Annotated in this window: 14 protein-coding genes, 1 tRNA gene, 1 other RNA gene and 1 other annotated feature; of the genes, 5 read left to right on the top strand and 11 right to left on the bottom strand. The window is 38.3% G+C overall.

The window, feature by feature from the left end:
* Positions 1-215 precede the first annotated feature (215 nt).
* From CWS20_RS27090 to tadA, 7 genes are all read right to left on the bottom strand, one after another.
* A complete protein-coding gene (locus CWS20_RS27090; RefSeq protein WP_066188493.1) occupies positions 216-479 on the bottom strand; it encodes a pro-sigmaK processing inhibitor BofA family protein in 264 nt (87 codons plus the stop codon).
* A gap of 93 nt (positions 480-572) precedes the next feature.
* A complete protein-coding gene (locus CWS20_RS27095) occupies positions 573-791 on the bottom strand; it encodes a YaaL family protein (protein WP_066188496.1) in 219 nt (72 codons plus the stop codon).
* 25 nt (positions 792-816) lie between these two features.
* Positions 817-1,413 carry a recombination mediator RecR gene (gene recR, locus CWS20_RS27100; protein ID WP_066188499.1) on the bottom strand — a complete coding sequence of 199 codons (597 nt, stop codon included), beginning with the start codon at positions 1,411-1,413 and terminating at the stop codon, positions 817-819.
* A 129-nt stretch (positions 1,414-1,542) separates the two neighbouring features.
* Positions 1,543-1,863: a YbaB/EbfC family nucleoid-associated protein gene (locus CWS20_RS27105; protein ID WP_066188503.1), complete on the bottom strand. Its 321-nt coding sequence runs from the start codon at positions 1,861-1,863 to the stop codon at positions 1,543-1,545.
* A 23-nt stretch (positions 1,864-1,886) separates the two neighbouring features.
* Positions 1,887-3,587, bottom strand: coding sequence for a DNA polymerase III subunit gamma/tau (gene dnaX / locus CWS20_RS27110; RefSeq protein ID WP_066188506.1), 1,701 nt, complete (start codon positions 3,585-3,587; stop codon positions 1,887-1,889).
* 141 nt (positions 3,588-3,728) lie between these two features.
* An RNA gene (gene ffs / locus CWS20_RS27115) (signal recognition particle sRNA large type) lies at positions 3,729-3,994 on the bottom strand.
* A gap of 78 nt (positions 3,995-4,072) precedes the next feature.
* A complete protein-coding gene (gene tadA, locus CWS20_RS27120) occupies positions 4,073-4,582 on the bottom strand; it encodes a tRNA adenosine(34) deaminase TadA (protein WP_066188508.1) in 510 nt (169 codons plus the stop codon).
* A 91-nt stretch (positions 4,583-4,673) separates the two neighbouring features.
* Between tadA and CWS20_RS27125 the strand changes: the two genes are divergently transcribed.
* From CWS20_RS27125 to CWS20_RS27140, 4 genes are all read left to right on the top strand, one after another.
* On the top strand, positions 4,674-5,249 hold the full coding sequence (locus CWS20_RS27125; RefSeq protein WP_066188510.1) for a cysteine hydrolase family protein: 576 nt from the start codon (positions 4,674-4,676) through the stop codon (positions 5,247-5,249).
* Between the two features lie 80 nt (positions 5,250-5,329).
* Positions 5,330-6,613, top strand: coding sequence for a glycoside hydrolase family 18 protein (locus tag CWS20_RS27130; RefSeq protein ID WP_101226461.1), 1,284 nt, complete (start codon positions 5,330-5,332; stop codon positions 6,611-6,613).
* Positions 6,614-6,706: 93 nt separating this feature from the next.
* Positions 6,707-7,348, top strand: a complete 642-nt coding sequence (locus CWS20_RS27135; RefSeq protein WP_066188516.1) for a deoxynucleoside kinase — start codon at positions 6,707-6,709, stop codon at positions 7,346-7,348.
* Complete coding sequence (locus CWS20_RS27140; protein WP_066188519.1) at positions 7,345-7,998, top strand: deoxynucleoside kinase; 654 nt, start codon at positions 7,345-7,347, stop codon at positions 7,996-7,998. The genes CWS20_RS27135 and CWS20_RS27140 overlap by 4 nt, the downstream gene beginning before the upstream one ends.
* A gap of 186 nt (positions 7,999-8,184) precedes the next feature.
* On the opposite strand, the gene CWS20_RS27145 is transcribed toward CWS20_RS27140, so the two are convergent.
* The 4 genes from CWS20_RS27145 to guaB form a co-directional block, all read right to left on the bottom strand.
* Positions 8,185-8,277 (bottom strand) — tRNA-Ser (locus tag CWS20_RS27145).
* 102 nt (positions 8,278-8,379) lie between these two features.
* Complete coding sequence (gene serS / locus CWS20_RS27150) at positions 8,380-9,666, bottom strand: serine--tRNA ligase (RefSeq protein ID WP_066188520.1); 1,287 nt, start codon at positions 9,664-9,666, stop codon at positions 8,380-8,382.
* 71 nt (positions 9,667-9,737) lie between these two features.
* Positions 9,738-9,956 (bottom strand) — a binding site (T-box leader).
* Between the two features lie 126 nt (positions 9,957-10,082).
* Positions 10,083-11,441 carry a D-alanyl-D-alanine carboxypeptidase family protein gene (locus tag CWS20_RS27155; RefSeq protein WP_066188522.1) on the bottom strand — a complete coding sequence of 453 codons (1,359 nt, stop codon included), beginning with the start codon at positions 11,439-11,441 and terminating at the stop codon, positions 10,083-10,085.
* 243 nt (positions 11,442-11,684) lie between these two features.
* Positions 11,685-13,148 (bottom strand): IMP dehydrogenase, encoded by a 1,464-nt coding sequence (gene guaB, locus CWS20_RS27160; RefSeq protein ID WP_066188525.1) that lies wholly within the window; start codon positions 13,146-13,148, stop codon positions 11,685-11,687.
* A 111-nt stretch (positions 13,149-13,259) separates the two neighbouring features.
* Here guaB and CWS20_RS27165 point away from each other — a divergent pair, with 111 nt between their 5' ends.
* On the top strand, positions 13,260-14,222 hold the full coding sequence (locus CWS20_RS27165; RefSeq protein WP_066188528.1) for a YaaC family protein: 963 nt from the start codon (positions 13,260-13,262) through the stop codon (positions 14,220-14,222).
* Positions 14,223-14,498: the final 276 nt, after the last annotated feature.

Consider the following 14,498-nt stretch of genomic DNA (forward strand, 5'->3'; position numbering starts at 1 on the left):
AGTTTTCAAAGATCAATCTCAATCGCTCAGAAGCGACTCTATTAATATATCATTTCTTTCAATCAAAGTCAACAAGTTTTTTTAAAAAGTTTATTTGACTGTTTTGCGTCATTTAGTGACGACTTTTACTATATTACCAGCAAGGTATTAACTTGTCAACAGGAATATCAAAAAAAAGACAGTCTCTACATTTTGCAGAAACTATCTATTTCTTTCTATATTACATAGCTTTGAATCGCAACCAATGCACACATGCCCGGAACTCCTAAAAATCCACTAACTGTTACTGTAGCCAGATTGATTGGCACATGTATTCCGTATTGATTGCCTAGTGCATTTAAAAAGAAAAGCAAAAGTGCACCGATCAGTAGTTTAACTATACCTTGTCCAACAAACTTAACCGGCTTAAGTGGCGCTCCTAGCACTAAAAGCAGCACGATTAATACAGCAAATGCAGAAATCATCCATATTGGCTCCAAAAAAAGACCCCCTATTTCAGGAAACTTGTACTATCAATTTATGATAGTCGTTTCGAAAAAAGACCAGGGAGCTGTTCTGTTATTCATATTAAGTTACGAATGAATACTTACATTTCTTTTTTTTGCTTCTTTAAAGAGATAAAAATACTTTGCTTCTGCTAATTTAGCCTCACTAATTGATTCTGCGGAAGGATCAAAACTTTTTTCAATTAGTGATCTTTGATTTTTCCATTCAACTTTTAAGCTGTCCAACTGGTTTAAAAGCTTCTTATCATATTCTTTTCGAAGCCACCCTTTTCTGCGAAAAAACATGCTTATTCTCTTACCCCCTGCGGTGTTAAACTTCTCTTCTTCCTTCTAGCGCTTTAGAAAGCGTAACTTCGTCTGCATATTCCAAATCCCCGCCTACTGGCAAGCCATGGGCGATTCGAGTTGCCTTAATGCCTGAAGGTTTAATTAATCTAGAGATATACATCGCTGTTGCTTCACCTTCAATATTTGGATTTGTAGCTAAAATGACTTCTTCGACCGTTTCATCTTGAAGCCTTTTTAATAAGTCTGGAATATTGATATCTTCCGGACCAACTCCATCCATAGGTGATATTGAACCATGCAGAACATGATACAGCCCATTAAACTCTTTCATTTTTTCCATAGCGATTACATCTTTTGGGTCTTGAACAACGCAAATAACTGTACGATCTCTCCGAGCGTCTTCACAAATATAGCATGGATCTTGGTCAGTAATATGTCCGCATACAGAGCAATAAGACAAATTCCTTTTTGCATTGACTAATGCCTTTGCAAAGTCTAGTACGGTATCTTCCTTCATACTTAACACAAAAAAGGCCAAGCGCGCTGCCGTTTTTGGTCCAATACCTGGTAGCTTCATAAAGCTATCAATCAGCTTTGATATTGGTTCAGGATAATGCATGATGTTCTTCCTCCTATTTCTCCTGCTTCCAAAAAAACGCCGCTATATGGCTCTGGAAGTAACCTACATCCATCAAGCCCGCGGCGTTCTTTCATCCTCTCAGGCAAAGCCCGTTAAAACGATTGGTACTTAAAACATTCCAGGAAGGTTCATTCCTTTTGTGAATTGTCCCATTGTGCTGTTTGTTAATTCATCAGCTTGTTTTAATGCATCATTTGTTGCTGCTAATACTAAATCTTGAAGCATTTCAATATCTTCCGGATCAACAACTTCTTCTTTAATATTTACTTCAAGGATTTCTTTATGTCCAGATACAACAACTGTTACCATACCGCCACCAGCAGTGCCTTCGATTTTCTTTTCACCTAATTCTTCTTGTGCCTGTGCCATTTTCTTTTGCATTTTTTGCATTTGCTTCATCATGTTTTGCATATTTCCCATTCCACGCATTGATCAAAACCTCCAAATATTATTTAATCTTTAATTTCTATTAAATCATCACCAAATAACTTTTTGGCTTCTGCAATGATTGGTTCTTCCTCCTGGCTTTCCAGTTCTTCACCAGATTCATTGCCATTCATTTGCTGATATTGCAGAAAATCCTCTCGTATCTTGTGCCACTGATCATCAGGCACACCTAACATTTGCAGGTTTTTACCTGTTAGCTCTTGTATAGATTGCGAAAGTATTTCAATAAATTTATGATTTTCCATTGCCATTTGACAATGAATTTCATATTTGAATTTTATAACAAAAGCTTGTTCCGAAGCAGCAACTGGCTCTGCTTCATTAAGTAGAGCAGCCTGTGACCGCATCTGATTATGGATGAGACGGTCGAGCATTTCGCCCCAGCAGCTTTTAATTGCCATTAAGTCCTTCTTCGTTGCTTGTTTGAGCACTTCATTTATTCTTCCAACCGGAGTTTGGAAACCTTTGCGAGAGCTTCGCTGCGGTTTCTTCTGCATAGGAGCAGCCGCTGAATCTTCTACCCTTACTCCAGAAGCTTTAATATCAGTCAGCTCTTTCTCAAGCAATTCAATTCTTGTTAATAATGGCTGAATATCTGTATTAGCTTCCGCTGAGTGCATGCGGTCAAGCTGGCACAGTTTCACTATTGCCACTTCTAAGAATATCCGCGGATGGTTCGTCCATCTCATTTCCTGCTGTGTCTTATTCAATAATTCAATAAGCTCATAAATTTCATCTTGATTCGTTTCGTTGGCTAGCCTGACAAATTCATCATCCAGCAGCACTCTCTCAAGCGACTCTTCAAGATTAGGAGCAGCCTTATACAACAGCATATCTCTATAATAAAGTATGAAATCCTCAATAAATCTAGAAGGATCCTTTCCTTGAAATAAGAGTTCACCCAATATTTCCAAGCCTTCTGCAGCATTACGATCTTTAATTGCCTTTGCCAGCCTATTCAGAAACCCTTGTGATACTGCGCCTGTTACAGCAAGCGCATCTTCTACCTTCACCTGTTCATCACTAAATGATATAGCCTGATCTAGCAAGCTTAAAGCATCACGCATTCCACCTTCAGCTGCACGTGCAACAACTTGAAGCGCCTGCTCTTCACATTGTAGGCCTGTTTCTTCCACAATCATTTTCATTCTGCCCACGATAGACTTTGAGGAGATCCGCTTAAAGTCGAAACGTTGACATCTGGAAATAATCGTTAGAGGAATTTTATGCGGCTCGGTTGTGGCTAAGATAAATATTACATGCTTAGGAGGTTCTTCTAAAGTTTTTAATAAGGCATTAAACGCGCCGATTGAAAGCATATGCACCTCGTCTACGATGTAGACCTTATACTTCACCGCACTTGGCGCATACTTTACCTTGTCTCGGATATCCCTAATTTCCTCCACTCCGTTATTTGAAGCAGCATCAATTTCAATGACATCCGATATAGAACCATCAGTAATTCCTTTACATGAAGGACATTCATTACATGGCTCATTCACAGGTGCTCTCTCGCAGTTGACAGCCTTAGCAAGTATTTTTGCTGCACTTGTTTTTCCTGTTCCCCTTGGTCCAGAAAAGAGAAAGGCATGTGAGATTTTTTGCTGAAGCAAGGCGTTTTGCAATGTCTTCGTTACATGCTCTTGCCCGACAACATCTATGAATGTCTGCGGACGCCATACACGATATAAAGCTTGGTAACTCAAACTAAACGCCCTCCTTTTTATTGTCCTACTTATTATAACTTATCTAAATTCCTTTTTACAAAATGAATGGAGAAAAAATCTCAATATAAAACAAAAACTCATCCTTTTATGCAGAATGAGTTGAATGTATGTATTTAACTGCCGTGCACCTTCCTTCGACTGACGCCCATAAGCGTTACTTAAGCAGTTAGCTCAGCCCAGGCAACCCCGCGGCACATGAGAGTGTCCACTTAATGCTGCTTCCTTCCGGACCTGACATGGTTCATGGGTTCCCATTGCGCGGGACCCAGGCGTCAACACCACTTACTTAAGGCAGACCCTACAGGACATCAGCCTCAGAGAAGGGATTCAGTCTCGCTAGAGCGGATTGCGAGTACAGGGCACCGCTACCTCCCCACTTAGCACGGCAAAATTGATACCATATTTAATTGCGTCTTTATCGACGCATTTATAAGTATACTGGTTTTTTATTTAAAAAGCAATGCTTATCCCTCACCGGTTTCTTCCAATTGCTTTCGCCTTTGTTTTTCTGCCTTTTTCCTTCTTCTAAGATCACTAAAGAATGTGGATAATAAAGCGCCGCATTCCTTTTCTAAAACACCCGAGACGACTTCACTCTGATGATTAAACCGTGAATCATTCAACAGATTCATCAATGTACCGGCACATCCACCTTTAGGATCTGTCGCTCCATACACAACTCTTTTTATTCGCGATAGTATGATTGAGCCTGAGCACATTGGACACGGCTCAAGGGTTACATAAAGAATCGCGTCCTCTAATCTCCATGTCCCTAAATAATCGCATGCTGTCTCGATAGCGAGCAGCTCAGCATGAGCGGTAGCTCTCTGGTTTGTTTCACGCAAATTATGAGCACGGGCAATAATTTCACCCTGATAAACAATCACCGCTCCTATCGGAACTTCAGCCAGTTCCTTTGCCTTTTCTGCTTCCTTAATTGCTTCTAGCATATATTTTTCATCTTCTGCGCTCATTCCTTGTTCATTCCCTTTTAAAAATTTCTGCCTGCCCTGTGTAAAAAACAAATAATTATAGAAGAATAAAGGCAAAAGGGGCTGACTTTACATGAAAGAACCAACCACATCTGGTATTGCTTTTATTATTATTGACATGATTAATGACTTTCAATTTAAACATGGTGAAGTTTTAGCGCAAAAGGCACTGCAAATCACCGGACCGATTAATCAAATTAAAGAGCAGTTTAAAAAACACCATTTGCCTATTATATACGTTAATGATCATTATCAGCTATGGCAAGCAAATCTAAATAAAATTATCGATTATTGTCATAACCCAATCAGTCAACCGGTGATAGATGCCATCCGGCCATCTCCAGATGATTATTTCTTAATTAAACCAAAACATTCAGCTTTTTATGGTACAGCTTTAAATACTCTTCTGCACCAGCTTCAAGTTCAAACACTTGTTATTTCCGGCATCGCAGGGAATATATGTGTTCTCTTCTCAGCTAATGATGCTTATATGCGTGACTATAAATTGCATATACCAGGTAATTGCACTGCTTCCAATAATGACCATGATAACAATAATGCATTGAAGATGATGGAAGAAGTATTAAAAGCCGATATTCATTCTCTTTCTAGCAAAAATTATAACATTTCTGCTTTATTCCCTTCATAGAATGTCTATAGTGAATTCAAATAACAGCTTCCGTTGCTACTAAAAGCCGCTGAGGCATTTCATTTAAGGAGGGTTTTATTTTGCAAATACATGTAGTGCAGCCAAATCAAACAGTTTATGGGATAGCCCAAGCATACGGCACAACGGCTGACGATATTATCGAAGCGAACGAACTACCTAATCCTAACCAGCTCGTAATTGGTCAAACTCTTGTCATTCCGATTATCAGCCGCTTCTATTGGGTTCAGCCTGGAGACACAATCTATTCCATTGCACAGAGATTTGGATTATCTGCTGGGGAACTTGCAAATATTAATCAACTATCTCCAAACCGACCACTTCAAGTGGGCTTGCGATTATACATTCCAGAAGGACCGAAACCAGAAGCTGAATTTAACGCATATGTTGAACCGAGAGGTGACACTGTTTCTCCAGAACTTACTGAAGCCTCAAGAGATGCAGCCCCATATCTTACTTATTTAGCCCCTTTTAACTTCCAAGCATTGAGAGATGGTACCCTTAAAGAACCTCCACTTGGAGAATTGCCAGCTATTGCTGCTGATAACCAAAATGTACTTATGATGGTCATTTCAAACCAGGAAAACGATCAATTTAGTGACGAACTTGCTGAAATATTATTAAATGATCAAGCCATTCAAGATCAATTCTTAAACAATATCGTCAATACTGCTAATAAGTATGGTTTTCGGGATATTCATTTTGACTTTGAGTTCATACGACCTGAAGACCGGGAAGCATATAATCAATTTTTAAGAAAAGCAAGAGATCGATTCCATCAAGAAGGATGGCTGCTTTCTACTGCATTGGCGCCGAAAACAAGTGCAGAACAGCAAGGAAATTGGTATGAAGGCCATGACTATAGAGCTCATGGGGAAATAGCTGATTTTGTTGTTATTATGACATATGAGTGGGGATACAGCGGCGGTCCGGCAATGGCAGTGTCTCCTATTGGACCGGTTCGCGATGTACTTGAATACGCCATCACAGAAATTCCTCCAGAAAAAATCTTAATGGGACAAAATTTATATGGTTATGATTGGACACTCCCATTTGTTCAAGGTTCTATTGCACGAGCAATCAGCCCTCAGCAAGCGATTCAAATTGCTGCTGATAATAACGTAGCCATTCAATATGATGAAGATGCACAGGCACCATTTTTCCATTACACCGATGATGAAGGCAATCGTCATGAAGTTTGGTTCGAAGATGCCCGCTCCATTCAAGCAAAATTCAATTTAATTAAAGAACTTGGCCTAAGGGGAATGAGCTATTGGAAACTCGGGCTTTCCTTCCCGCAAAACTGGCTATTAATTACCGATAACTTTGAAGTAGTCAAACGTTAATCTTCCTCCAGCCTCCTAACTTCATTTTCCACTAAAAAAAGGTCTGACCTGTGTTAAAATGGAACTTATGTTAGCTTAGGGGGAAAAGCATGAATGAAGACTATACCTTTTATAGCAGTTGAAGGACCCATTGGTGTGGGAAAAACATCTCTTGCCAAAGCCATCTCAGAACATTTCCAATATGAATTATTAAAAGAAATTGTCGATGAGAATCCATTCTTAGGAAAGTTTTATGAAAATATTGAAGAATGGAGTTTTCAAACAGAGATGTTCTTTCTCTGCAATCGTTATAAACAGCTTGGAGATATCGAAACGGATTATATAAAGAATGGAAAGCCAGTAGTCGCAGATTATCATATTTTTAAAAACCTTATTTTCGCTCAAAGATCTTTAAATGATGCAGAATATGAGAAGTATGAAAAGATCTATCATATTTTAACAAACAATATGGCGCAGCCAAATCTCATCATATACTTACATGCGAGTCTTGATACACTGCTTACAAGGATTAAGAAAAGAGGCCGTGAAATCGAAAAGAACATCAGCCCATTATACCTTGAACAACTCGCTATAGATTATGATAATAAAATGAAAAAACTTGAAGAGCAAAACCCTAACCTGCCTATTCTTCGTTTTAACGGAGATGAGTTAGACTTTGTAAATAATGAAAATGACATGAAGCACATCATACAATTGCTAACTGATAGCTTAGTAAAGAGGAGTCTACAGCAATGAATATAAACAAATATGGCATACCAGAGAATGCAGTTATTACAATCGCAGGAACAGTCGGAGTTGGAAAATCTACAATGACAAAAAGCTTAGCCGAAGCGCTAAATTTCAGAACCTCATTTGAAAAAGTTGATACCAATCCATATTTGGATAAATTCTATGCTGACTTCGAACGCTGGAGCTTTCATTTACAAATCTATTTTCTAGCTGAACGCTTTAAAGAGCAAAAGCGCATGTTTGAATATGGAGGTGGATTTATCCAGGATCGTTCTATATATGAAGATACAGGTATCTTTGCAAAAATGCATTATGAAAAAGGAACGATGTCGGAAGTGGACTATCACACCTATAAAAGCTTATTTGATGCAATGGTTATGACACCATACTTTCCACATCCCAATCTTCTCATTTATTTAGAAGGATCTTTAGACGATATCCTCGCACGCATCCAAGAACGCGGACGTCCGATGGAGCAGCAAACATCCATTGAATACTGGGAGGAAATGCATGGCCGGTATGAAAGATGGATTAACAGCTTTAATGCCTGCCCTGTGCTTAGGCTGAATATAAACGATTATGATCTAATTAATAATGAAAAAGGAATAGATCTTATTCTTGAAAAAATATCGCATACATTAAAGCAAACCATTTAAGAAAAGCGCAAGACGAGCCTTTTTCAAGGTCATACTTTCTTGTCTCTTAAAAAGAAGCTGCACCAATTTTCATTAGGAGCAGCTTCTTTTTATTTTCGAAATTTTAGAGATAAAAAAAAACCGTTACTATAAAGTAACAGCTTCATATCTCCAAAAATTTATGCGCGTGTTAAATGTCAATATAAATGGCGGAGGAAGAGGGATTCGAACCCCCGCGGGCTTTAACACCCCTGTCGGTTTTCAAGACCGATCCCTTCAGCCGGACTTGGGTATTCCTCCGTATCGACAAGAAATAATATAACATCTACAAAATATAAAGTCAAGGAATTTTGAGCCTCCTTTAAAAATATTTCATTTTGCGGAGGCTCAATTGTTTTTTTCTTATTTTTCTTGTGGCCTTATCACTTCTTTATTGCCCATATATGGACGAAGCACTTCTGGAATCACAACACTGCCGTCCTCTTGCTGGTAATTTTCTAAAATGGCTGCGACCGTACGGCCAACCGCAAGCCCTGAACCATTTAATGTGTGAATCGGCTCTGGCTTTGCTTTTGCATCACGACGGAAACGAATATTCGCACGCCTTGCTTGGAATCCTTCAAAATTACTGCAAGAAGAGATTTCACGGTAATTATTATAGCTTGGAATCCACACTTCGATATCGTATTTTTTCGCAGCTGTAAAACCTAAATCACCTGTACACATGCTCATGACACGATAAGGCAAACCTAATAATTGCAATACCTTTTCAGCATTTTTAGTCAGCTGCTCTAATTCCTCATAAGAATCCTCTGGTTTTACAAATTTCACAAGCTCTACTTTATTAAATTGGTGCTGGCGAATCAGCCCGCGTGTATCACGGCCTGCAGACCCGGCTTCTGAACGGAAGCATGCACTAAAGGCTGCATATTTAATTGGCAATTCTTCTGCTGTTAAAATTTCATCACGGTGCATATTTGTCACCGGTACTTCTGCTGTCGGAATGAGAAAGTAATCCTCGCTGTCAATTAAGAATGCATCCTCTTCAAATTTCGGAAGCTGACCTGTCCCTGTCATGCTTGCGCGGTTCACCATATATGGTGGTAATACTTCCTCATAGCCATGTTCTTCTGTATGAAGGTCAAGCATAAAGTTAAACAATGCTCTTTCTAAACGTGCACCTAGCCCTTTATAAAAAACAAAACGGCTGCCTGTCACTTTACTGGCTCTTTCAAAATCTAGTATGCCTAAATCAGTGGCGATATCCCAATGCGGTTTTGATTCAAAATCAAATTCACGAACCGCCCCCCATTTCCAGGCCAGAACGTTATCATCTTCTGTCTCACCAACCGGAACACTCTCATGTGGAATATTGGGAATGCTTAGCATTAATTGATCAAGTTCTTCTTCAACCACTCGTAATTTCTCATCCAGTGCTTTAATTTGATCGCCAACCTCACGCATTTCAGTGATTAAATGATCAGCATCTTTTTTCTCACGCTTTAAAGTCGCCACTTGAGCAGACACTTCGTTTCTCTTGCTCTTCAACTGTTCTGTTTCTACAAGAAGCTCGCGTCTTTTTACATCAAGGTCTTCAAATTTCCCCAGATCAGATAAATCCTCTCCGCGGTGCTGAAGCCTATTTTTTACTTCTCCAAAATTTGCCCTCAAAAATTTAATATCCAGCATGTTTAGTTCCTCCATTTAATTTTGTTAATATGGTATTGGTGGCAAAAACACAAAAAACTCCCGTCCCTATAAAAAGGGACGAGAGTTACCCGCGTTGCCACCCTAGTTGAAAGCATAAGCTCTCCACCTTAAATCGATAACGGGTTTTTACCCGAGAGTTTTTACTGGCAAACGATTGCGTTCGAAACTCTGCTCAAGGATGGATTCACAAGCTTCAACCACCGATTCTCACCAACCATCGGCTCTCTTTTGGCAGAAGTCCTGCTACTAGTTCCTCTCATTGCTTTCACTATAATAAGTTAGTAATTCATAATTTACTATAATTATTAACAGTTTGCAACCTCATTATGCTTTTTCTTATTTGTTTAGCATAAAAAAAGCCCTCTGCTTTAATTAAGCAGAGGGCTTCATCCTTATTAGAACCAGCCTTTTACAGTCGATGAAACGCTGCCCCATACATCACCAAAGAATCCACCAATACCACGCATAGAAAGAATAAACCAATTTGCCTTTTCTACTGTTTCAGCAGCAACAACATCTACTTGTACCTGCTTCGTGTCTTTTGATAAGAATTCAATTGGAGAACCGTCTTCACTTTCAATTGTTAAATATCCAATTTTATCTCCTTTTTTAACAGGAGCGGTTAATTGACCCTCACCATTTAAAAGTTTTTCATCAATCACAAGCTTTGGCTTAAATTTATCTTTTTCTCCGTTTTTTACAACCATTGAAATTGCATCAGTTGATTCAATCTTAACTGAGCCTTCTTTTCCTTTTACAACTGCTAATGAATCTTTGTCCTTCACTTGATAGTTGGCAGGAATGATTTCCTCTGCACCAAAGTTAGCAAATCCATAATCTAACATTTTTTTTGTTTCATCAAATCTAGATTTATATGATCCGCTTGTATCATTATCCCTGGCATTCATTACAACTGTCACATAGCGTGTACCTTTACGCTCAGCTGTTCCTGTAAAACAATAGCCGGCAAAATCAGTTGTACCGGTTTTTAAACCATCGACACCTTCATAGCCGTATACTAGCTCAGGAAGCATCCAGTTCCAGTTTTCCATTTTGATTGCATCTTCAGTACCTTCTCTAAATGTCTTTCTTGGTGTACTTGCTGTTTCCAGCACCTCTGGGAAATCATTAATGAGCGAGGATGCTAACTTAGCTGTCGCTCTAGCTGACATCACATTTTCTTCATCTTCATTTCCTGCAGGATGATGCCCTTTTAAATCTTTATTATTTAAGCCTGAGGAGTTAACAAATTTGAAGTCTTCCAATCCAAGCTCCTCGGCCTTTTCGTTCATCATTTTTACGAAGTTTGTTTCTGAACCGGCAATCGTTTCAGCGATTCCAATCGTTGCAGCATTTGCTGAATAAATGGTCATTGCTTCGTAAAGTTCTTTAATATTGTATGTACCATCTCTTCTTAAATGGACATTGGATAAATTAGTGTCTTGAGACACCTTCCAAGCATATTCACTTACAGCATACTCTTGATCCCACGACACTTTGCCTTCTTTAATTGCTTCTAAAAGCAAGTATTCAGTCATCATTTTAGTCATGCTGGCAATGCCAAGTACTTTGTCTATATTTTTACCGTATAGTATTCTTCCTGTCTCTGCTTCTACTAAAATAGCAGCATCTGCATTAATACTCAGAACATCCTCTTCTGCAGCACTTGCACTATGTACATTTGGTAAAATTCCTAAAATCATAATCAGCGATAAGAAACAAGCAATAATTTTTCGATATCCTCTACTCTTCAATTCTAAAGCCCTCCAACAATTTTATGCAGCTTTTGTTATTTTATCACAACTCGCTCGTAATAGATAGAAACATCCTTTTCCTAATCTTGCCTATTCCATGAACATATAAAAAAAAGCTTAATTAGTCTTGGTTCAAATATCACGACTTCGAAATAAAGAACATATATGCATAATTTTGATTGTTAAAATGAACTTTACGCATAAAAAAAGAGAGGATTTCAAATCCCCTCTTCCAATTCAAACTTATAGAGAATAGTTCGGTGCTTCTTTAGTAATTTGAATGTCATGTGGGTGGCTTTCTTTTAATCCGGCACCTGTCATTCTAATAAATTGAGCATTTTCTCTTAATTCTTCTAAATCTTTTGATCCGCAGTAGCCCATGCCTGAACGAATGCCACCAACAAGCTGATAAATGGTATCTGCAAGAGGTCCTTTGAATGGAATGCGTCCTTCAATTCCCTCTGGTACAAACTTTTTATTATCTTCTTGGAAATAACGGTCTTTTGAACCTTTTTCCATTGATGCGACAGATCCCATTCCTCGGTAAACTTTAAATTGACGGCCTTGGAAGATTTCAGTTTCACCAGGGCTTTCAGATACGCCAGCCAACATGCTGCCCAGCATTACTGCGTGTCCACCAGCTGCAAGAGCTTTTACAATATCACCAGAGTATTTAATGCCTCCGTCAGCAATGATCGCTTTGCCATGCTTACGAGCTTCTGTAGCGCAATCATACACAGCTGTAATTTGTGGTACTCCAACACCTGCAACTACACGAGTCGTACAAATGGATCCAGGTCCGATACCTACTTTTACCACATCTGCTCCTGCCTCAATTAAAACTCTTGTTCCTTCAGCAGTTGCAACGTTACCAGCTACAACAGCCAATTCTGGATATGTTTCTTTAATCTCTCTTACAACATTTACTACACCTGCTGAATGCCCATGAGCTGTGTCTACAACGACAACATCAACTTGCGCCTTTACCAGCATTTCCAGCCTCTTCATTGTATCCTTTGTTACACCGACAGCTGCTCCAGCTAAAAGACGGCCTTGCTCATCCTTAGCTGAATTAGGGAATTCAATTACTTTTTCAATATCTTTGATTGTAATAAGTCCTTGTAGTACGCCTTCATCATCAACTAACGGTAATTTTTCGATTTTATATTTTTGAAGAATTTTTTCTGCTTCAGCAAGAGTCGTACCCACAGGAGCAGTAACTAAATTCTCTTTCGTCATCACATCAGAAATTTTTATAGAGAAGTCCTGAATAAAACGAAGGTCACGGTTTGTAAGAATACCAACAAGTTTTCGCTCGTCATTGTTATTAACAATTGGAACACCAGAGATTCTGTATTTCCCCATCAAATGTTCTGCATCATATACTTGCTGTTCTGGTGTGAGAAAAAATGGGTCAGAAATAACGCCGCTCTCAGAACGCTTTACCTTATCAACTAAATCTGCTTGTTGCTCGATTGACATATTTTTGTGAATAATACCTAATCCACCTTGGCGAGCCATTGCGATTGCCATTTCTGCTTCAGTTACAGTATCCATCCCTGCACTGATAATTGGAATATTAAGTTTAACCTTGTCAGTTAATGTAACTTTCATACTCACATCTTTAGGTAAAACCTCTGATTTAGCAGGGATAAGTAGCACATCATCAAAAGTTAAACCCTCTTTAACAAATTTAGTTTCCCACATTTTTTTGACCTCCTGGACATGAAAATATTATTAGTAGGTTATCAATTGGACAAAATACTGTCAAGGACACTGATATAAGTTGGATTTTTCAGATTATTTGGAGGTATCATTTTGAAGCATACAAACCAACACTGGCAATCGTATTTATACTTTTTTTCAGCAAATACAACAAAGGACTTTTTAAAGCATTCTTACCAAATGGAAAAAATCGAACAAGCAGAACAAAAAAGCTTTGAGAATACCTACCCATTTATTTATTATCTCGAACATGGCCAAATCTATTACGAGCAAGCGGAGCAGGCACCTATTATGATTAAACCGATTCTTTACTTTTACGGACTCGTTCATTTAATCAAGGCAAGTATATTAACTACTGATCCAAACTATCCTGAAACCACATCTGTACTTGCCCACGGTGTATCAACAAGAAAAAGGAAGAAACAGCAATATACTTTTTTTAACGATGAAGTGAAATTCCAAAAGAGTGGATTATTCCCATATATGGCCGATAAGATGTTCCACATGAAACACTTGGAAGGAGAAAAAGCATATATGGTTGATTTATTGCAACAAATTCCTGAGCTAAATACGTTATTTCAGCTCGCAGAAAAACAGCAAATTTTTATGCCGGTTAAACATCATGATCAATCTTTTTCCATTCCCCTTTCTATACTTGACCGATATCATATGACTGAAGGCCGATTTGTAGATTACTTTTTAGGAAAAATAAATGTAGATGTATCCAATCATTCTCTTGGAGAAAATAGCTTTGATATTACAATCGAAAAAACGATGTTATCTAAATTAAGGCTGTTAAAATACCATCATACAGACAAAGAATATTATTTTCCAATGGAGAGAAATGACTTTAGCCATTACCCGGAATTATTAGCACATTATTTATTACTTTATAACCTTAGTATGATTGCCAGATACGAAACAGAGTGGTGGAGTGAATGCATTAAAATGATGTCAAATAACGATTTCCCATTTATTCAGACGTTTCTCGATATTACCTCTTCAAAAGGTCCGTTTTTAATATTTGATTATTTAATGTCAAGGAAACAGACATAAATGTTCACTTTTCGAATCTTTCGGAATGAATTCTGAATAGAATAGAATGAAGCAACAGATTACGTATAGATTTAATTACCGAGGAAATATAGATTTATAAGAATTAACTTATGGGTAGGAATGGTCTAAAATGAAAAAGATTGCTTTCTTAAAAGAAATGGCGACTGTTCCTTTATGTTTTACGGTTTATTCCCTACCCTGAGCTGCTTGTATACCTCATTATCAACAAACAAAAAGAAAGCACCCTTACAGGTACTCTCTTCTATTTGCCCGGCA

The organism is Cytobacillus horneckiae, from assembly GCF_002835735.1.
Classification (GTDB): Bacteria; Bacillota; Bacilli; order Bacillales; family Cytobacillaceae; genus Cytobacillus; species Cytobacillus horneckiae.

Bases quoted from the DNA above. Each gene is read 5' to 3' on its own strand.
- CWS20_RS27095 (WP_066188496.1), bottom strand. From the start codon at position 791: ATGTTTTTTCGCAGAAAAGGGTGGCTTCGAAAAGAATATGATAAGAAG.
- recR (WP_066188499.1), bottom strand. From the start codon at position 1,413: ATGCATTATCCTGAACCAATATCAAAGCTGATTGATAGCTTTATGAAG.
- CWS20_RS27105 (WP_066188503.1), bottom strand. From the start codon at position 1,863: ATGCGTGGAATGGGAAATATGCAAAACATGATGAAGCAAATGCAAAAA.
- tadA (WP_066188508.1), bottom strand. From the start codon at position 4,582: ATGAGCGCAGAAGATGAAAAATATATGCTAGAAGCAATTAAGGAAGCA.
- CWS20_RS27125 (WP_066188510.1), top strand. From the start codon at position 4,674: ATGAAAGAACCAACCACATCTGGTATTGCTTTTATTATTATTGACATG.
- CWS20_RS27135 (WP_066188516.1), top strand. From the start codon at position 6,707: ATGAAGACTATACCTTTTATAGCAGTTGAAGGACCCATTGGTGTGGGA.
- CWS20_RS27140 (WP_066188519.1), top strand. From the start codon at position 7,345: ATGAATATAAACAAATATGGCATACCAGAGAATGCAGTTATTACAATC.
- serS (WP_066188520.1), bottom strand. From the start codon at position 9,666: ATGCTGGATATTAAATTTTTGAGGGCAAATTTTGGAGAAGTAAAAAAT.
- guaB (WP_066188525.1), bottom strand. From the start codon at position 13,148: ATGTGGGAAACTAAATTTGTTAAAGAGGGTTTAACTTTTGATGATGTG.